The organism is Bhargavaea massiliensis (genome assembly GCF_050480245.1).
Taxonomy (GTDB): domain Bacteria; phylum Bacillota; class Bacilli; order Bacillales; family Anoxybacillaceae; genus Anoxybacillus.
The window spans coordinates 73,619-91,461 of the sequence record NZ_JBCNEQ010000026.1; the positions used below are offsets into that span (position 1 = coordinate 73,619).

The 17,843-nt window shown below is 40.8% G+C and carries 20 protein-coding genes and 1 pseudogene; 17 read left to right on the forward strand and 4 right to left on the reverse strand.

Features of this window, described 5'->3' with window-relative positions; translation table 11 throughout:
* Nucleotides 1-3: 3 nt before the first annotated feature.
* The 11 genes and pseudogenes from ABEV15_RS07135 (at nucleotide 4) to ABEV15_RS07185 (ending at nucleotide 12,788) form a co-directional block, all read left to right on the forward strand.
* Nucleotides 4-237: a glutaredoxin family protein gene (locus tag ABEV15_RS07135; RefSeq protein WP_498852794.1), complete on the forward strand. Its 234-nt coding sequence runs from the start codon at nucleotides 4-6 to the stop codon at nucleotides 235-237.
* Nucleotides 238-373: 136 nt separating this feature from the next.
* Nucleotides 374-1,405, forward strand: a complete 1,032-nt coding sequence (locus ABEV15_RS07140; RefSeq protein ID WP_498852795.1) for a sugar-binding transcriptional regulator — start codon at nucleotides 374-376, stop codon at nucleotides 1,403-1,405.
* 36 nt (nucleotides 1,406-1,441) lie between these two features.
* Nucleotides 1,442-2,449, forward strand: a complete 1,008-nt coding sequence (gap, locus tag ABEV15_RS07145; protein WP_498852796.1) for a type I glyceraldehyde-3-phosphate dehydrogenase — start codon at nucleotides 1,442-1,444, stop codon at nucleotides 2,447-2,449.
* A gap of 116 nt (nucleotides 2,450-2,565) precedes the next feature.
* A complete protein-coding gene (locus ABEV15_RS07150; protein WP_498852797.1) occupies nucleotides 2,566-3,750 on the forward strand; it encodes a phosphoglycerate kinase in 1,185 nt (394 codons plus the stop codon).
* Nucleotides 3,751-3,767: 17 nt separating this feature from the next.
* On the forward strand, nucleotides 3,768-4,523 hold the full coding sequence (gene tpiA, locus ABEV15_RS07155) for a triose-phosphate isomerase (protein ID WP_498852798.1): 756 nt from the start codon (nucleotides 3,768-3,770) through the stop codon (nucleotides 4,521-4,523).
* Entirely contained in the window at nucleotides 4,520-6,055 is a 1,536-nt protein-coding gene (gpmI, locus tag ABEV15_RS07160) for a 2,3-bisphosphoglycerate-independent phosphoglycerate mutase (RefSeq protein WP_429636448.1), read from the forward strand. The genes tpiA and gpmI overlap by 4 nt, the downstream gene beginning before the upstream one ends.
* 22 nt (nucleotides 6,056-6,077) lie before the next feature.
* Nucleotides 6,078-7,373 (forward strand): phosphopyruvate hydratase, encoded by a 1,296-nt coding sequence (gene eno, locus ABEV15_RS07165; RefSeq protein ID WP_004892483.1) that lies wholly within the window; start codon nucleotides 6,078-6,080, stop codon nucleotides 7,371-7,373.
* 606 nt (nucleotides 7,374-7,979) lie between these two features.
* Nucleotides 7,980-11,276, forward strand: a complete 3,297-nt coding sequence (locus tag ABEV15_RS07170; RefSeq protein ID WP_498852808.1) for an RHS repeat domain-containing protein — start codon at nucleotides 7,980-7,982, stop codon at nucleotides 11,274-11,276.
* Between the two features lie 57 nt (nucleotides 11,277-11,333).
* Nucleotides 11,334-11,696 carry a YxiJ-like family protein gene (locus tag ABEV15_RS07175; RefSeq protein ID WP_498852799.1) on the forward strand — a complete coding sequence of 121 codons (363 nt, stop codon included), beginning with the start codon at nucleotides 11,334-11,336 and terminating at the stop codon, nucleotides 11,694-11,696.
* 100 nt (nucleotides 11,697-11,796) lie between these two features.
* A pseudogene (locus ABEV15_RS07180) lies at nucleotides 11,797-12,099 on the forward strand (RHS repeat-associated core domain-containing protein); the annotation flags it as partial.
* Between the two features lie 338 nt (nucleotides 12,100-12,437).
* Nucleotides 12,438-12,788 carry a transposase gene (locus ABEV15_RS07185; RefSeq protein WP_006324125.1) on the forward strand — a complete coding sequence of 117 codons (351 nt, stop codon included), beginning with the start codon at nucleotides 12,438-12,440 and terminating at the stop codon, nucleotides 12,786-12,788.
* Nucleotides 12,789-12,954: 166 nt separating this feature from the next.
* On the opposite strand, the gene ABEV15_RS07190 is transcribed toward ABEV15_RS07185, so the two are convergent.
* Nucleotides 12,955-13,230, reverse strand: a complete 276-nt coding sequence (locus ABEV15_RS07190) for a helix-turn-helix domain-containing protein (protein ID WP_498852800.1) — start codon at nucleotides 13,228-13,230, stop codon at nucleotides 12,955-12,957.
* A gap of 138 nt (nucleotides 13,231-13,368) precedes the next feature.
* On the opposite strand from ABEV15_RS07190, the gene ABEV15_RS07195 reads away from it, so the two are divergent.
* From ABEV15_RS07195 to ABEV15_RS07205, 3 genes are all read left to right on the forward strand, one after another.
* A complete protein-coding gene (locus ABEV15_RS07195; RefSeq protein ID WP_498852801.1) occupies nucleotides 13,369-13,806 on the forward strand; it encodes a DUF4304 domain-containing protein in 438 nt (145 codons plus the stop codon).
* 98 nt (nucleotides 13,807-13,904) lie between these two features.
* Nucleotides 13,905-14,645, forward strand: coding sequence for an immunity 26/phosphotriesterase HocA family protein (locus ABEV15_RS07200; protein WP_498852802.1), 741 nt, complete (start codon nucleotides 13,905-13,907; stop codon nucleotides 14,643-14,645).
* The gene (locus tag ABEV15_RS07205) at nucleotides 14,645-15,103 is read left to right on the forward strand and encodes a hypothetical protein (protein WP_498852803.1); all 459 of its coding nucleotides are present in this window, start codon (nucleotides 14,645-14,647) and stop codon (nucleotides 15,101-15,103) included. Before ABEV15_RS07200 ends, ABEV15_RS07205 begins: the two co-directional genes overlap by 1 nt.
* Nucleotides 15,104-15,119: 16 nt before the next feature.
* Here the strand turns inward: ABEV15_RS07205 and ABEV15_RS07210 are convergent, their stop codons facing one another.
* Together ABEV15_RS07210 and ABEV15_RS07215 are read right to left on the reverse strand one after the other, a co-directional pair.
* Nucleotides 15,120-15,506: a type II toxin-antitoxin system PemK/MazF family toxin gene (locus tag ABEV15_RS07210; protein ID WP_035018420.1), complete on the reverse strand. Its 387-nt coding sequence runs from the start codon at nucleotides 15,504-15,506 to the stop codon at nucleotides 15,120-15,122.
* On the reverse strand, nucleotides 15,506-15,814 hold the full coding sequence (locus tag ABEV15_RS07215; protein ID WP_004888884.1) for an AbrB/MazE/SpoVT family DNA-binding domain-containing protein: 309 nt from the start codon (nucleotides 15,812-15,814) through the stop codon (nucleotides 15,506-15,508). The genes ABEV15_RS07210 and ABEV15_RS07215 overlap by 1 nt, the downstream gene beginning before the upstream one ends.
* A 587-nt stretch (nucleotides 15,815-16,401) precedes the next feature.
* Here ABEV15_RS07215 and ABEV15_RS07220 point away from each other — a divergent pair.
* A complete protein-coding gene (locus tag ABEV15_RS07220; protein ID WP_128356962.1) occupies nucleotides 16,402-16,467 on the forward strand; it encodes a KxYKxGKxW signal peptide domain-containing protein in 66 nt (21 codons plus the stop codon).
* Nucleotides 16,468-16,520: 53 nt separating this feature from the next.
* Here the strand turns inward: ABEV15_RS07220 and ABEV15_RS07225 are convergent, their stop codons facing one another.
* The gene (locus ABEV15_RS07225) at nucleotides 16,521-16,718 is read right to left on the reverse strand and encodes a hypothetical protein (RefSeq protein WP_155732459.1); all 198 of its coding nucleotides are present in this window, start codon (nucleotides 16,716-16,718) and stop codon (nucleotides 16,521-16,523) included.
* Between the two features lie 397 nt (nucleotides 16,719-17,115).
* Here ABEV15_RS07225 and ABEV15_RS07230 point away from each other — a divergent pair, with 397 nt between their 5' ends.
* Nucleotides 17,116-17,448 carry a helix-turn-helix domain-containing protein gene (locus ABEV15_RS07230; RefSeq protein ID WP_498852804.1) on the forward strand — a complete coding sequence of 111 codons (333 nt, stop codon included), beginning with the start codon at nucleotides 17,116-17,118 and terminating at the stop codon, nucleotides 17,446-17,448.
* A gap of 258 nt (nucleotides 17,449-17,706) precedes the next feature.
* A partial coding sequence (locus ABEV15_RS07235) for a transposase (protein WP_498852809.1) occupies nucleotides 17,707-17,843 on the forward strand: 137 nt, incomplete at its 3' end.

The following is a 17,843-nucleotide window of genomic DNA, read 5'->3' on the forward strand; positions in this document are numbered from 1 at the left end:
AACATGAAAATCGTCGTATATTCGAAAGAAAACTGCTGTCTTTGTGATGAGGCAAAAGCTATTCTTCGTGAGCTACAGGTGGAATGGGAAGAAGTAGATATTTATAAAAACGAGCAGTGGCTCGAACGATACCAACTCATGATACCTGTCATCGAAATCGACGGAGAAATGGTTGCATATGGTCGTATTCACAAGGATGTCATAAGAAAGCGATTACAACAAATACAAAGCAGTTGAACAACTTTTCACTTCCTGTTACAATAAAGTTGTAGCAGGGGTGAATTTTTTTGGAACGAGTGGGACACAATATGTCATAGTGGGACTTAAAACGTCCATGTAGAGAGAAAAAGTGAATAAAAAGGAAGAGTAAGGCATGCGACAATGGATTGATGTTCAAAGAAAATTGTTGCCTGATCTTCTCGCAATTATGCAAAAACGTTATGAAATTTTGCAGCACATTCGCTTAATGCAACCGATCGGACGGCGGACGCTTTCGCTAAACTTAGGAATTAGCGAGCGTGTCTTGCGGTCGGAAGTGCAGTTTTTAAAAGAACAAAACTTGCTTGATATAACATCTGCAGGCATGAGCGTAACGTCGGAAGGAAATGATGTACTCATGCAACTTGAAGACATGATGCGAGAAGTACTCGGGTTAAAAGAGTTGGAAAGAAAAATAAAAAAGCGCCTTCCTGTCGAAGACGTCATTGTCGTTGCTGGCGATAGCGACCAATCTCCTTGGGTGAAAAGAGAGATGGGAAGAGCTTGTGTCTCACGTATAAAAGACGCACTAACTGAGAACGCCATTGTTGCGGTTACTGGTGGAACAACCCTTGCTGCTGTCGCTGAAATGATGACACCTGATGCAAAATACCGAAATGTGTTATTTGTTCCGGCTCGTGGTGGGCTTGGAGAAGACGTGACAAATCAAGCAAACACGATCTGTGCGCGCATGGCTGAAAAAGCGATGGGACATTATCGCTTGCTACATGTCCCTGACCAACTAAGTGCTGAAACGTATCAATCGATTATTGAAGAACCAGCTATTAAAGAAGTGCTTGAATTAATCAAGTCATCAACGATCGTCATTCATGGTATAGGTGACGCAAAAACGATGGCGGAACGGAGAAAAACACCGCCGGAGGACATGAAAAAAATTGAGCAAAACGAAGCGGTGGCGGAGGCGTTTGGTTATTACTTTAATCAATATGGAGAAGTTGTTCATAAAGTGAACACGGTCGGTATTCAACTCGAAGATGTACGCCACGTTCCTTGCGTCATTGCAGTGGCAGGAGGCGCTTCGAAAGCAAAAGCGATTCAAGCGTATATAAAACAGGCACATCAGTGCATCTTAATTACAGATGAAGGTGCAGCAAAACAGTTAGTACGGGATGATTCATCCCTCTAAAATACATTCCTACAATTTCAAAGGAGGACAAAAACGATGGCAGTAAAAATTGGTATTAACGGTTTTGGTCGTATCGGCCGTAACGTATTCCGCGCAGCATTAAAAAATCCTGAAATTGAAGTGGTTGCAGTAAACGACTTAACAGATGCAAAAACGTTAGCACATCTTTTAAAATATGACTCTGTTCATGGCACATTAGATGCAGAAGTGGCTGTCAACGGCAACAACATCGTTGTAGATGGAAAAGAAATTATCGTCAAAGCAGAGCGCGACCCAGCAAACTTAGGATGGGGCGAACTTGGCGTTGATATCGTTGTTGAGTCAACAGGACGCTTCACAAAACGCGAAGACGCAGCGAAACATTTAGAAGCAGGCGCGAAGAAAGTCATCATTTCTGCACCAGCGACAAATGAAGACATTACAATCGTGATGGGCGTAAACGAAGACAAATACGATCCAGCAAACCATCATGTTATTTCAAACGCATCTTGTACAACAAACTGCTTAGCGCCATTTGCGAAAGTATTACATGAAAAATTCGGCATCATTCGCGGTATGATGACGACTGTTCACTCATACACAAACGACCAACAAATTCTTGATTTACCACATAAAGATTTACGTCGTGCGCGTGCAGCAGCGGAATCGATCATTCCAACATCAACAGGTGCGGCAAAAGCAGTAGCACTTGTATTGCCTGAATTAAAAGGAAAATTAAATGGTATGGCGATGCGTGTACCAACACCAAACGTATCTGTTGTTGACCTTGTTGCTGAACTTGAAAAAGAAGTGACAGTGGAAGAAGTAAACGCAGCTTTAAAAGCAGCGGCAGAAGGTGAATTAAAAGGCGTTCTTGCTTACAGCGAAGAGCCATTAGTTTCTCGTGACTACAACGGCTCAACAGCTTCTTCAACAATCGATGCCCTTTCAACAATGGTTATGGAAGGTCGCATGGTGAAAGTTCTTTCTTGGTACGACAACGAAACAGGATATTCTCACCGCGTTGTTGACCTTGCTGCATACATTGCGTCAAAAGGTTTATAATTTTTTGGATTGTTTGCCCAAAACGGTTTATAATAAATAGTTGGACATACCGAGAAGGGGAGCGGGGTTCATCCCCACTCCCTTTCTATATATCACACGAATAAGGAGGCCTCTCCATGAACAAAAAAACCGTCCGTGACATTGATGTGAAAGGGAAACGTGTATTTTGCCGCGTCGATTTTAACGTGCCAATGCAAAACGGTGTCGTCACTGACGATACACGCATTCGCGCCGCGCTCCCAACGATCCAATATTTAATGGAACAAGGAGCGAAAGTCATTTTAGCGAGCCACCTTGGTCGTCCGAAAGGAAAAGTTGTTGAAGAGATGCGCTTAAATGCCGTGGCAGAACGTTTAAGTGAATTGCTTGGCAAGCGCGTCGTGAAAACAGATGAAGCGTATGGCGATGAAGTGAAAGCTGCAATTGCCGAAATGAACGAAGGCGATGTTTTGTTGCTTGAAAACGTACGCTTTTATCCAGGTGAAGAGAAAAACGATCCAGAGTTAGCGAAAGCATTTGCGGAACTGGCGGATGTGTATGTAAACGACGCGTTTGGTGCAGCACATCGCGCGCATGCATCGACAGAAGGCATTGCTCACCATTTGCCTGCGGTAGCTGGATTCTTAATGGAAAAAGAAATTGAAGTGTTAGGAAAGGCGTTATCTAATCCAGATCGTCCGTTTACGGCAATCATTGGTGGGGCGAAAGTAAAAGATAAAATTGGCGTCATCGAAAACTTATTAGACAAAGTCGATAATTTAATTATCGGTGGCGGATTAGCTTACACATTTGTGAAAGCGCTCGGATATGAAATCGGAAAATCGTTATTAGAAGAAGATAAAATTGAATTAGCAAAATCGTTCATGGAAAAAGCGAAAGAAAAAGGCGTCAACTTCTATATGCCTGTTGATGCAGTTGTAGCTGACGATTTTTCAAACGATGCAAACAAAAAAGTAGTGAACATCGATGAAATTCCAAGCGATTGGGAAGGACTTGACATCGGTCCGAAAACACGCGAATTGTATCGCGACGTCATTTTAAAATCAAAACTTGTTATTTGGAACGGTCCAATGGGCGTATTCGAAATGGATGCGTTTGCTGAAGGGACAAAAGCTGTTGCTCAAGCGCTTGCTGATGCGAAAGATACATACACGGTCATCGGTGGCGGCGACTCGGCAGCAGCGGTTGAAAAGTTCGGACTTGCAGACAAAATGGATCACATTTCTACAGGTGGCGGTGCGTCGCTTGAATTTATGGAAGGTAAACAACTTCCAGGTGTCGTCGCATTAAACGATAAGTAAGAAAGGGGATTAAAGCGATGCGAAAGCCGATTATTGCAGGCAACTGGAAAATGCATAAAACGTTAAAAGAGGCGCTTCAGTTTGTGGAAGAAGTAAAACATGAGGTTCCTTCCAACGAGCAAGTGGATGCCGTTGTATGTGCACCAGCCCTCTTTTTAGCGCATTTAGTTGAGGCGACAAAAGGAACAAATGTAAAAATTGGTGCGCAAAACATGCATTTTGAAGATCAAGGGGCATTTACAGGTGAAATTAGCCCCGTTGCGTTAAAAGATCTCGGTGTGGAGTATGTTATCATCGGGCATTCCGAACGCCGTGAAATGTTTGCGGAAACAGATGAAACAGTCAACAAAAAAGTGCTTGCGGCATTTAAGCACGGACTTGTGCCAATCGTTTGTTGCGGGGAGACATTAGAAGAGCGTGAAAGCAACCGTACAAATGAAGTCGTTCGTGTACAAGTTGAAAAAGCGCTTGAAGGCTTAACAGAAGAACAAGTAAAGCAAGTTGTCATCGCCTATGAGCCAATTTGGGCGATCGGAACAGGAAAATCGTCCACAGCAGACGATGCAAACAACGTATGCGGCTACATTCGCCAAGTCATTGCGAACAAATTCTCACAAGAAGCGGCTGATGCGGTACGCATTCAATACGGTGGTAGCGTAAAGCCGGAAAATATCGGTGCATTTTTAGCGGAAGAGCATATTGACGGTGCTCTTGTTGGCGGTGCGAGCTTACAACCACAATCGTTTTTACAACTCGTGGAGGCAGGAAAATGAGCAAAAAACCAGTAGCATTAATTATTTTAGACGGCTTTGCTCTTCGTGAAGAAACGTTTGGCAACGCGGTCGCACAAGCGAAAAAGCCAAACTTTGATCGCTATTGGAATGAATACCCACATGCAACGTTAACGGCGTGCGGTGAAGCCGTCGGCTTACCTGAAGGACAAATGGGGAACTCGGAAGTCGGCCATTTAAACATCGGTGCTGGTCGCATTGTATACCAAAGTTTAACGCGTGTGAATATCGCTATTCGCGAAGGTGAGTTTGAGCGCAACGAAACATTTTTAGCAGCGATGGATCATGTGAAAAAACACGGAACAAATTTACACATCTTCGGTCTTCTTTCTGACGGTGGTGTGCATAGCCATATTAACCATTTATTCGCTTTACTCAAGCTCGCCGCAAAAGAAGGCGTAAAAAACGTTTACATTCACGGCTTTTTAGATGGACGTGACGTCGGTCCGCAAACAGCGAAAACGTACATTCAACAGTTAAATGAACAAATCGCACAAATCGGTGTCGGTGAAATCGCGACATTATCCGGTCGTTATTACTCGATGGACCGCGATAAACGTTGGGAGCGTGTCGAAAAAGCATATCGTGCGATGGTGTACGGCGAAGGTCCATCATACCGTGATCCGCTTGCGTGCATCGATGATTCGTACGCAAACGGCATTTACGATGAGTTCGTCTTGCCATCGGTCATCGTCCGTGAAGACGGAACGCCAGTCGCAACGATTCAAGATAACGACGCGGTCATTTTCTACAATTTCCGTCCTGACCGTGCGATTCAAATTTCAAACACGTTTACAAACGATGATTTCCGTTCATTCGATCGTGGACCGAAACATCCGAAAAACTTGTTTTTCGTATGCTTAACGCACTTTAGTGAAACAGTAAAAGGGTATGTGGCATTTAAGCCGACGAACCTTGACAATACGCTCGGTGAAGTATTGTCACAAAACGGGTTAAAACAATTGCGCATTGCCGAAACAGAAAAATATCCGCACGTTACATTCTTTATGAGCGGCGGACGTGAAGAAAAGTTCCCTGGCGAAGAGCGCATTTTAATTGATTCGCCAAAAGTAGCCACATACGACTTAAAGCCAGAAATGAGCGCATACGAAGTAACAGAAGCGCTATTAAAAGAAATTGAAGCGGATAAATTCGATGCGATTATTTTAAACTACGCCAATCCGGACATGGTCGGCCATTCTGGAAAATTAGAACCGACGATTAAAGCGGTCGAAGCAGTCGATGAATGTTTAGGAAAAGTCGTCGATGCGATTATTGCAAAAGGCGGTATTGCGATTATTACTGCAGACCACGGAAATGCCGACGAAGTGTTAAATCCAGACGGCAGTCCGAATACAGCGCATACGACAAATCCGGTGCCTGTGATCGTGACGAAAAAAGGCATTACGCTTCGCCAAGATGGCATTTTAGGCGATTTAGCGCCAACGATGCTTGATTTACTTGGATTACAACAACCGAAAGAAATGACAGGAAAAACATTAATTCAAAAATAAAATTTAAAAGGAGAGATGAACGATGCCAACAATCATTGATATTTATGCTCGTGAAGTATTAGACTCTCGCGGCAATCCGACAGTAGAAGTAGAAGTATACACAGAATCTGGTGCGTTCGGACGTGCCCTTGTACCGAGTGGAGCATCAACAGGTGAATATGAAGCGGTTGAATTGCGTGATGGTGACAAAGGCCGTTACCTTGGTAAAGGTGTATTACAAGCAGTGAAAAACGTAAACGAAGTCATCGCGCCAGCATTAATTGGTAGCTACGATGTGACAGAGCAAGTTGCTATCGACCGTGCATTAATTGCGTTAGACGGTACAGAAAATAAAGGAAAATTAGGTGCAAACGCAATTTTAGGCGTTTCAATGGCTGTTGCGCGCGCAGCTGCTGACTACTTAGGCATTCCTCTATATCAATATTTAGGCGGATTTAACGCAAAAACATTGCCAGTGCCAATGATGAACATTTTAAATGGCGGTGCGCATGCGGATAACAACGTCGATATTCAAGAATTTATGATTATGCCAGTTGGCGCACCAAACTTCCGTGAAGCGCTTCGCATGGGAGCAGAAATTTTCCATAGCTTAAAATCTGTATTAAAAGCAAAAGGCTACAATACAGCTGTTGGTGATGAAGGTGGATTCGCTCCAAACTTAAAATCGAACGAAGAAGCGCTTGAAACAATTATCGAAGCGATTGAAAAAGCAGGCTACAAACCAGGTACAGAAGTGATGCTTGCGATGGACGTTGCTTCTTCTGAGCTTTACAACAAAGAAACAGGCAAATACCATTTAGAAGGCGAAGGCGTTGTGAAAACGTCAGAAGAAATGGTTGCTTGGTATGAAGAACTTGTCAACAAATATCCGATCATTTCGATCGAAGACGGCTTAGACGAAAACGACTGGGCTGGTCATAAATTATTAACAGAACGCCTTGGCAAAAAAGTGCAACTCGTCGGTGACGACTTATTCGTAACAAATACGAAAAAATTAGCACAAGGTATCGAACAAGGTGTCGGCAACTCGATCTTAATTAAAGTAAACCAAATCGGTACATTAACAGAAACATTTGAAGCGATTGAAATGGCGAAACGCGCAGGTTACACAGCGGTTATTTCTCACCGTTCTGGTGAAACAGAAGATAGCACAATCGCCGACATCGCCGTCGCAACAAACGCAGGTCAAATTAAAACAGGTGCACCTTCACGTACAGACCGCGTTGCAAAATACAACCAATTGCTTCGCATTGAAGATCAACTAGGTGAAACAGCGGTATACGATGGAATAAAAACATTCTACAACTTGAAGAAGTAAGAAATAAGGATGCCTTCGCATGAGGGCATCCTTTATTTCTAGTTTTTTCTCTTCTTTTGGATATATTGTATTACAATTACGATAAATATGAATCGGACGGTGACATATGGCTACACGAATGATTTGTTAACGACGGTGACTCAGGCGGGCGGAGAAGTGACAAGATATGAATACAATGAGATTGATCGTCTAGTCAAAGTATTCGAGCCGACACATACGGAGGATCAGCCAGTTGTCAATCAGTTCGTGTACGACGGCGACAGGCTTAGTCAAGTACGTGATTCCGAAGGCCATGTATACACATTGACCTATGATCCAACGGAACAGCGATTGCTCATACAAAAGCCGAATGGCCGCAAAACTCAATATACTTTCAACGAGGCTGGTAACCCGATTGAGGTTGTGGATGACGTAGGCGGCTTAAATATTACAACGAAATATGTGTATGAAGGCAACAATTTAAAGGAATCATACGATCCGAATGATGTTGGGGCCATTACACCGACGGAATCATATACGTACGATGCGAATGGAAATGTGTTAACAGCGAAGGATAGCTATGGGACCGAAATCTACCAGTATAATCCAAATAACGATGTCATCTCCATGACAGATACAGAAGGCGACAAGACAACGGTTGCGTATGATGGCTTAAATCCAGTATCCGAAACCGATCAATCGGGAAAAACGTCTTCTGTAGCGAAGTACGATTCCTATGGAAATGTGATTGAAGAAAGTGACGCATTGGGCAGTGCGACCAATTTACTCTCTAATCACGGCTTTGAACAGGGAACGACCGCTTGGACTGTGCTTCGTTCGTATGATTCCGGGCAGTTACAGGAAGATACGAATGTTTATAATGGGTTGACGGGACGAAAAACGTTAAAAATCACAGTGAATTCGACGTCGCCTAGTGCAGAAGCCGGTTATGTGGCCGCTACGCAAGAAATTGCGGTAAAACCGAATGCGACATACACATTAAGTGGAAAAATCAAAACAAATTTAACGAAAGCCAGCGCGTTCTTTAATGTTGAATTTTTAGATAGCCAAAATCGTCGAATTTCTTGGACGGACAATCGTTATAGTCAATTGGTAGGCACAAGACCTTGGACAGAGCGGCAAGTGACGTTTACTACTCCTTCGAATGCAGCCAAAATTCGCGTCTATTTAGAGGTCGATCATAAGTCTCCAGATGCTTCCGGAGAAGCCTGGTTTGATAATGTTCAATTGGAAGAAGCGCAGGTTTCTTCCAGCTACAACCCAGTTGTAAATAGTAGTTTTGAAGGAACCACCACGAATTGGAGTGGAACAGGAGGAAGCGTAGATAATACGGAGTCGTTCGACGGGGCTTACTCTCTCAAAATATCGAGAACTAGCACCACACAATCAGCTAGTGAATATAAGCAGACGGTGATCGTAGGGCAAACTTCAAGTGATACGCCGCTTCGTCTGACACTCACAGGTCTTTCAAAAGCGCAGGATGTCAAAGCCAACGGTACAGTGAGTGCAAGCGATTATTCCATTACCGCGAAAGTCTATTTTGCAGACGGAACGACCCAAACGTATACCGCTGATTTTCCGATCGGCACGCAAGATTGGAATCGTGCGGCTATTTCGATCCATCCGTCGAAGCCGATTGACAAGGTGGACGTATCCGCTATGTTCCGCGGAAACTACACAGGAACGGTCTGGTTTGACGCCATTCGCTTGATGGAAGGCAACGTCGTAACGAAAAACAAGTATGACGCAAGCGGAAATTATGTCACGGAAAAAGTGGATGAAGAAGGCTATGTGGCGAAAAAGAATTATGATGCCGTAGGAAACCTGTTAAGCGAGTACGATAAGAAAGGAAACAAGAAAGAGTACACGTATGATTTATCGGATCGCTTAAAACAGCTGTTGTTAGCGAACGGTACTTCCGTCAACTATGATTATGACTTGAATGGCAATATGACTTCAAAAGTCATTCGAACCAGCGACGGCCAGTCTCAAACATTTGCCTATTCTTATGATGCGACCGGTAAACTCATTAAAATCGTCGGTCCGTTGAATGATGTGACAACGAATGAATATGATGCCAACGGAAATAAAATCAAAACGGTTTTGCCGAAAGGAAATACGATTCAATGGACGTATGACGGGGCCGAAAGAGTCAAAACTGTTTCCTACAACAACGTCCCGTATTACGAATTTAGTTATGATAAAAACGGAAACGAACTTTCTGTTCAATATCTAAAAGACGGCACCACCAAAACGAGAACATTTGATAAAGCGAATCGGCTGGTGGAACTGTCGGACCGTGGCGGGCTGCAAAAATGGCTGTACCCAACCACATCGGATAAATTGCAGCAGTTCATGTTCTCTCATGGGTCCTTTAGCCAAACGATCAATTACCAATACAATGCCTTGGATCAAAATACGGCCGTCCAAGATGGAACGTATACGTACCGCTTTGACTATGACGAGAGAGGAAATGTTCGCACCTTCACGACAGGAAACGGAGCCGGTTCGACCTTTACGTATGATGACCGCGGCCTCGTGGAAAGCGTTTCGGTCGGTACGGCGGACGGAAAAGAAATTTTATCGGAAACGTACCGTTACGATGAAAACGGCAACCGGACGAAAGTAGAATCCTCAACGGGGGAAACGACCGTCTACCGTTACGATGCCCTAGACCAATTAGTGGAAGAGCAGCTTCCAGATGGTACAAAAGTCGAATATGCCTATGACGGATTCGGAAACCGGAAGCAAATCGTGAAAACCAAGGATGGGCAGTCGGCGACGACCACGGCTGATTATAATGCGGCGAATCAGTTGGTTCGTTTCGGTGACGAAACAATCACGTACGATGCGAACGGCAACCGATTGGAAGACGGCCGGTATCGATATGAATGGAACGCAGCCGACCAGCTCGTCTCCATCACCCGAAAAGGCGAAAGCACGCCGTTTGTGACGTACCAATATGATGAAGACGGTCGCCGTATTCAAAAGAATGTGAATGGCGTCATTACGAACTACCATTACCAAGGCGAGAGCTTAAACGTCCTGTATGAAACCGATGCGAGCGGAAATGTGGTAAGATCGTATATATACGGAGAAAACGGGCAACTTCTTGCCATGAAAAAAGGCAATGCGACGTATTTTTACCACTATAACGCCCATGGCGATGTCATCGCCCTAACGGATGCGCAAGGAAACATCGTGGCCCGTTACCAATACGATGCGTGGGGGAATATTCTCTCTCAATCCGGTGCCTTGGCGGATGAAAACCCATACCGATATGCGGGGTACCAATATGACGAAGAGACTGGGTTCTACTACTTGATCGCCCGTTACTACCACCCGACCCATGGCGTGTTCTTGTCCGTGGATCCAGACCCAGGGGATGCGGACGATATCCTCACACAAAACGGCTATACGTACGCGAACAACAACCCGGTGATGCTGGTCGATCCGGATGGGCATTTTGTGTGGATGGCGATCAATGCGGGATTCGCGGCGTATGATGGGTATAAAGCCTTTAAAAAAGGCGGTTGGAAAGCGGCGGCGATTGCTGTTGGCGTGGGGCTTGTTGGAGGAGCTGCATTTAAAGCATTTCGAGCAGCACAAGTAGCAAAGGGTCCCGCACGGTATTGGTATAAAGGTACCTTTAAAAATAGTATAGAATCGCTAGCATATCATCATAACAAACATGTGATTAGAAAAGGACGCTCCTATAGTCCAGAAAGATACACAAAACTAGCGAGAGCATTCTATCGTTCAAATAAACATTTGCGAGAAGAAGTGACACTATCTACAGGCAAAAAAGGATATAGGATTAAGAAAGGAAAGGTTGGAGGTTATTATACCAAAAGAGGGAAAATAGTGACATTTTGGCATAACGGTTGGAAACTCAAGAAATAGTAGAAATGAATATTATCATTTTTAACATAGTTAAAGAGAGAAAGAGGTGAACAATTTATGAAGGTTAATCACGATGTAATATTAGAGCTTGAAAAAATGAGTATATTATTAAACAATGATTTTCCCTCAGAAGATATAGAAAGAAGTGAAAATACCATTCTTAAAGATAATGATAAATACTGTTTGACAGGGGACTTTGACAGCTTTTGTTCATTAATAAGTGGAAGTTTAAGTTATGTCCTTGCTCATAAAAAGATACCTAGGTATCAAAGAAAATTGTTGTATAAAGATTTTTTTGCTTTGTATCCTTATTACGAACCTTTAAGGAAACATTTAGAAAAATTCCCCCATTTTTCTGAAGAATTAAAAGTTCATGAAAGGGTTCGGGAATTACTTTTAGAAGTCGTTAAATCATACTAAGGTTTAATATTTCTATACTTTAATTTTTTCATTAATATTTGTTGAAATTTAAAGAATTTGAAAGAGGGTGTCCCAAAAATGATCATTTTTGGGACACCCTGTTTATTACCTGATCGCCCGTTATTACCACCCAGCCCATGGCGTGTTCCTTTCTCTAGACCCAGACCCAGGCGATGCGGATGACATCTTGACGAAGAACGGGTATACGTACGCGAACAACAACCCGGTGATGTTGGTGGATCCGGATGGGCATTGGGTATGGTTGGCCATCAATGCTGGGTTTGCGGTTTATGATGGGTATAAGGCATACAAGTCAGGGAAAGGATGGAAAGGCGTCGCGGCTGCGGCAGCTATTGGTTTTGTTGGTGGAGGAAAATTTAAACTTGTTAAAAATACAGGTAAATTTAGTAAGTATGGTGTAGGATTATATAAAGAAATAAAAGGTGTACCGGGGTTAGATGCACATCATGTTGGACAAAAAGCAATTATGAAAAAATTCATTCGAAATTATGATCCAAATAATGCACCAGCAATATTAGTACCAAAAGCTGGACATACAAGAAAAGGTCCTAGGGGAATAGTTTCGAGAAGTTCAAAAGGAATTGAGAGTGCAAGACAATTATTAGCAAGAGATATAATGGAGTTAAGAAGAGTATATCCAGACATTCCTAATTCTCAACTTCGAAAATTAATTGAATTAAATAAACAATTGTATCCAGAGATGAGAAGGAGATGAGATATATGAATAAAGAAGAGTTTGTTAAACTTTTACATCAGTCAATTATAAAAGAAAATCGTAATTTTTATCGAGATATATTCAATAATACTGATATTAATGAAGTTACAGACCCCTATTGGAAAGAAGCATTGATGTTTTATTCAGAACTATCAGATAAAAATAAAGAAATATTATTTAAAATAATCGAACAAGTAGAAGTGGATGCTGTATCTAATATTTTAGGGGTGTTAGATGGGGTAGTATCAATAGGAGAAGAGGATATTGAGTTTAAAGTGACAATTAACGATAATAATGAACCAATTAATGGAGATTTACAAGACCTATTTTTGGAGTATGATGAAGAGAATAGGTAACAAGTTTAGAGATATGATTTTGTATTTGCTAAAATACCATTTATAACTTTCTTTTAAAGTAATTTGTGAATTTGAGATACAATGTATCAGTGGAACAAAAAGAAGGCTTCTAATAAATTATATTACCTTGATTGGCTTTATGCCTTTCAAGGTTTTTATTTTAAAACTATATAGATAGATACGGCTTTCTGCCCGGGGCGTATCGACGTTCTAATAACGCATCCATCCCACCTTGATTAAACTTTTGCACGTAAATCGAAACGGTCTCACGGTGGAGATTCAAGAGCTCAGCGACTTGGATCCCCAAATAGCCTTGCATAATCAGACGAATGACTGCAATTCGTTTTGCCATGTTCGCCTTTTTCATTTTGCGTTCCTGTTCTTGAAGACGTTCGATAGTCCAACCATGATCGTTTGTAATTTGTAATCCTTTTTTCCTCATTCTTCTTCCGCTCCTTTGATTTACTCATTTAGGAGCAGTATAGACAAGGATGCAGGTTGATTAAACATGTTAGAATTTCAAACTGGATTTATATAGTATACATCGTGAAAGCTTTTAAAGAGTAAAGGAGGGATCTTTATGTTATCTAATAAGGATAAAATGGTTAGTTCTTTAAAAAAAATAGTTGTCCCAGAATTAAGAAACAGGGGATTTAAAGGGGCTTTTCCTCATTTTAGGAAGCAAGAAGGTCAGTTAGGTTATTTGCTATCGTTTCAATTTGATAAATGGGGAGGAGGATTTATAATAGAAGCTGGAGTAGCAAGAGTTAATGAGGAAGGAAACGTGGTAGTTGATGGTATCGTTCGACCATTTCAAAAGATGAACGCTTTTCACTTAAACAATCGTTTTAGAATAATGAATAATAAAAATGGAGATAAGGATTGGTTTAAATTCGATAACGAAAACGAAAATTTAGAGGAAGCAGAATTTATTCGAATAGCTAAGAATGTTTTACCATATTTGGATATTGCAGAAAATTGGTTTGAAAAAATAAAGCAAAAGCAAACAGTACGATAGAACCAATCTAGGCGACCTGCTTGCTTTATAGCAGTGTCGTCTTTTTTATAACAATTTAGATAAGCTATTGACTCAAGAAAAAGTAGTAATAAGATGGTATGGTTGGTGATACTATGTCATTTTGGGAAAGCATAAAGAACAAGGAAACAGTTGTTTTAAGTGATGATGCAATCGATTTGTTAAGTGATACGCTCCTAGAAATCAAAAAAATTTATCAAGAAGATTTAGAAAGAATGCCAACGGTAGCTGAATTGGAAGCATTAATCTTGGAGGCTTTACAACTTGATTCAAATATTAATGAACAATTAGGGGAAATGGAAATCGTCGATGTAAATTTTAAATTGAAAAAGAAAAGAAAGACGCCTAATATTGAACCAGGTATTGTATTCGCAATCCCGCTTAAAGAAATTGAAAAATATGCTTATGGTTTAGTAGTAAAAGGAAAAGGATTAAAGGATGACATCTATATACAATATTTCGATATCTTCACTAATGAAATATTAGATATAAAAAACTTTAGTAATCAATTTGAAAAACTTTCTGTTCTATATACTATTAACAGTGGAATATATGGAATCGTTAATAAAGAATGGAAAATTATCGGGAAATTGTCTAAAGGGAAATTCAACCCTGAAGAATATGAGTTACCGGATTTTGTGTTTTACAATGGCAAGGAATATTTTGTTAGTCGAGGGGATGCGAATACACCAATAACAGAATTAGAGCCTATTTCTAAAGAGGAAGGGGAAAAAATAAAAAATCCCATTGGCTTGGTTGGTAGTAGTAATATAGTGGAGATGCTTATTAATTCATACTACGAGAAACAAAATCAGAAATAATGTATTTAGCTTTTTTAGGGTTATCCCATGATTTAAGGGATAACTTTTTTTTGTACAGTGAAGACAGTCGGCACATCCAAAAGGATGTCAATGACGTCATTACGAATTACCATTATCAAGGCGACAGCCTCAACGTTCTGTATGAAACCGATGCGGATGGAAATGTGGTAAGATCATATATATACGGAGAAAACGGCCAGCTGTTGGCGATGAAAAAAGGTGGTGCCACGTACTTCTACCACTATAACGCGCATGGCGATGTCATCGCCCTGACGGATGAACAAGGAAACATCGTTGCCCGTTATCAATATGATGCATGTGGGAATATTCTCTCTCAATCCGGTGCCTTGGCGGATGAAAACCCATACCGATATGCGGGATATAGCGAACAGTGCCTGGCACTGTTCGCTATTGGAGAATTTTCTCTCCAAGGAACAGTTTCGATAATCCCTTTCTGAAAGAGAAAGGATCTTGTCAAGTCAGATATGTTTCTATTTTCGCTAGGCATTCATCAATGATTTTATCTATTTCTTCAATTTGTGCATCTTCTGGATTATACTTCTTTAAAATTTTTAGATTACGAGCTCTCCAATCCAATGATTTAATTTGATCAGTTAAAACTACCCCTGTTATTGGATAGCCATCGCCATCAAGGGATATTCCTTCTTTTGGTAAATCCACTTCGAAAGGGTAACCTTTCTTTTGATTGGTAATCGGACAAACAGCTATAAATCCTGTTGCTTGATTGAATTCTTTAGGCGATAAAACAATAGCATTCCTTCTCCCAGCCTGCTCATGACCAGTTTGTGGATTGAAGTTTAAAACAACGAAATCGCCTCTCTCTGGTACGTCTGCTGGCATTAAATCAATTCACGCCCTTCTATCCCGAAATCAATTTCCTCGTGTCGATTTTCAGGTGTAATCTGTGATATTAGTTCTTCCAGTGTGTATTTCTTCCGTGTTCTTTTTGGCTTTAATGTGATGATACCTTCATTTCCAATCACATTTAATTCTATTTCGGAACCTTGTTTAATCCCTATTTTATCAGCAGCATCTTTTGGGATTCGAATGCCCAAACTGTTTCCCCATTTTTGAACAATAACTGTAGACATGTAGTCAACCCCTTTACTCTGGTTTATTTTGTTTTCTAAATATTCTTTTGAATACATTATATCACCCCTAACCTAAAATGTATATACATAGTATATACATATTTACAAAAAATGATACCAATGATTTTTCGACAAATACTATTCTCGTCGCAAAAGCAATCATTTGAATCGATTAATTAAAAATGCATTTTTTAGACTCAAAAGCATATATCAACAAGTATAGTTACAAACGTTGAATTGAGAAATGATGTATAAAGCTTTGCCATAACAAAAAAAGTAGGACCTTCAAGGAGAATCTAAAGCATCTATAGCTGAGGAATAGTTTGAGTAGTAAAGGAGTTATAAACATCTTGCTTTTGCTCATAGAGACTTATAAGTTTTTCGAGAGCATTTATTTTTTCGTTTAATTCTTTTATAACTGAATGATTTTAAGCATCATTTTGGGGTGATAAGAACTTCTGCCACCGCCTTTATAGCGAGAAAACAATAACTTCATTTTACTAGAAAGGACGATTTTTTTGTGCACTTTTTTAAAAAACATAATAAAGAGGGGCTTCAAAAAGTCAGTTAACCATGACTTTTTGGACAGCCCCCTTTCGATATTTTTCAGGCGGTGACATTGGAGTGAGCCTTTAAAAGTAGACATGTATAAATCGGGAAAAAGATGGTGTTATGTCAAGAAAACAGACACGTTAAACAGAGAGAAATAGCTGAATTTATGGAAGCTGCTTTTCTCTGGTTAGCGTAATAAGCCGTTTCAAATTCACACGGCAATACATATTAAGAGCGGAATGACTTCTTCTTTTGCGGTTGTAGAAGCATCGATGTACTCAAAATTCGCTTGTTTCGCTTCTTTTTGCGTATGTAATCGACTTGGATAGATGCACTCTTTCTTGATGAGACTATGAAACGGCTCAATACAAGCGTTATTGTAACAGTTCCCTTGTCTCGACATGCTCACTTGAAAATGATGTTCCTGTAAGAGCTGTTGAGCTTTTTTGATTCAAGGGTTTTCTATACTTTTTGTAACTGATTTTTCTGTAAACATCTCAATACTCTGAAAAATAATTGTTTCTTGTATTGCCATCATGAGCCAGAGTATATAAGAATTTATGCAAGGTAACTTCGCAATGAATGATACATTCGGAATGCTTTAGAGTGAATTTTGTTTCATTGAGTAATTTGGCTTTGCCTATTGATTTTAAGATTGCTTAGTTTTTCCTAAGTAAACCTCTCATAGTAAGAGGGTGTCCCCATTTCTATATACATGCACCTTAAAACGATGACTTCTGTATAAACATCTTTCCCCATAGCTATACTGCTCCTAAATATTTCTATACAAAAGGAGCGGGATTGGCATGAAACGTTTGAAAATCACAAATGATCACGGTTGGACACCTCGAACACTTCGGAAACAAGAACAGAAAATCAAAGATACCTCCCTTCGTGTTCGGGTGACCGCTGTTCGTCTTGTCATGGAAGGTCATCTCGGTAAAGATGTGGCCAAAATGGTCAATCTGTGCCGTCAATCCGTTGCCCTCTACGTTGCACGTTTTAATCAAGGTGGGCTCGACCATCTACTCGATCGTCGGTTGCCGCCTGGCCGTGTGCCATTTCTGACGGAAGTTTTTGGGTTATTCGTCGAAACTCATGAATGCACCGAGGCGATTTTTCGAATGGGGAAAACGTGATAAGATGAAAAACAGAGGCAGGTGAAAGGGATTGTGGCAACTATTTTTATCGATGTTTGAACGGCTGAGCATCGAACAGTGCCTGGCACTGTTCGCTAGAACGGATGGTTCTTTTGTCACAAAGCTTACGGGGGAAGCGCAAGAAAGCCCCTGTCTTTAGACACGGGGATGAATTGCGTATTTTTTTTTTGATAAATTTATTAGATGTGTTTATTTTATCTATTGTTTGTGGTATATTTAGTATAGAGGTGGTTGGTTTTGGAAAACGAAAAATACACCCATAAAAAAGGGATTGTTTATCTCAATCAATATCATATTGTGTTTTGTCCAAAATACCGTAGAAAAGTGTTAGTTGGAGATATTGAACGAGATTTAAAAAAATTTTTGAAGAAGTT

Excerpts from the sequence above, each read along its gene's own strand:
- ABEV15_RS07175 (WP_498852799.1), top strand. The coding sequence starts at position 11,334 with ATGAAGGTTAATCACGATGTAATATTAGAGCTTGAAAAAATGAGTATA.
- gap (WP_498852796.1), top strand. The coding sequence starts at position 1,442 with ATGGCAGTAAAAATTGGTATTAACGGTTTTGGTCGTATCGGCCGTAAC.
- ABEV15_RS07170 (WP_498852808.1), top strand. The coding sequence starts at position 7,980 with ATGACAGATACAGAAGGCGACAAGACAACGGTTGCGTATGATGGCTTA.
- ABEV15_RS07135 (WP_498852794.1), top strand. The coding sequence starts at position 4 with ATGAAAATCGTCGTATATTCGAAAGAAAACTGCTGTCTTTGTGATGAG.
- ABEV15_RS07195 (WP_498852801.1), top strand. The coding sequence starts at position 13,369 with ATGTTATCTAATAAGGATAAAATGGTTAGTTCTTTAAAAAAAATAGTT.
- ABEV15_RS07150 (WP_498852797.1), top strand. The coding sequence starts at position 2,566 with ATGAACAAAAAAACCGTCCGTGACATTGATGTGAAAGGGAAACGTGTA.
- ABEV15_RS07205 (WP_498852803.1), top strand. The coding sequence starts at position 14,645 with ATGTATTTAGCTTTTTTAGGGTTATCCCATGATTTAAGGGATAACTTT.
- tpiA (WP_498852798.1), top strand. The coding sequence starts at position 3,768 with ATGCGAAAGCCGATTATTGCAGGCAACTGGAAAATGCATAAAACGTTA.
- ABEV15_RS07230 (WP_498852804.1), top strand. The coding sequence starts at position 17,116 with ATGAAACGTTTGAAAATCACAAATGATCACGGTTGGACACCTCGAACA.
- ABEV15_RS07185 (WP_006324125.1), top strand. The coding sequence starts at position 12,438 with ATGAATAAAGAAGAGTTTGTTAAACTTTTACATCAGTCAATTATAAAA.
- ABEV15_RS07190 (WP_498852800.1), bottom strand. The coding sequence starts at position 13,230 with ATGAGGAAAAAAGGATTACAAATTACAAACGATCATGGTTGGACTATC.
- eno (WP_004892483.1), top strand. The coding sequence starts at position 6,078 with ATGCCAACAATCATTGATATTTATGCTCGTGAAGTATTAGACTCTCGC.
- ABEV15_RS07215 (WP_004888884.1), bottom strand. The coding sequence starts at position 15,814 with ATGTATTCAAAAGAATATTTAGAAAACAAAATAAACCAGAGTAAAGGG.
- ABEV15_RS07210 (WP_035018420.1), bottom strand. The coding sequence starts at position 15,506 with ATGCCAGCAGACGTACCAGAGAGAGGCGATTTCGTTGTTTTAAACTTC.
- gpmI (WP_429636448.1), top strand. The coding sequence starts at position 4,520 with ATGAGCAAAAAACCAGTAGCATTAATTATTTTAGACGGCTTTGCTCTT.
- ABEV15_RS07200 (WP_498852802.1), top strand. The coding sequence starts at position 13,905 with ATGGTTGGTGATACTATGTCATTTTGGGAAAGCATAAAGAACAAGGAA.
- ABEV15_RS07140 (WP_498852795.1), top strand. The coding sequence starts at position 374 with ATGCGACAATGGATTGATGTTCAAAGAAAATTGTTGCCTGATCTTCTC.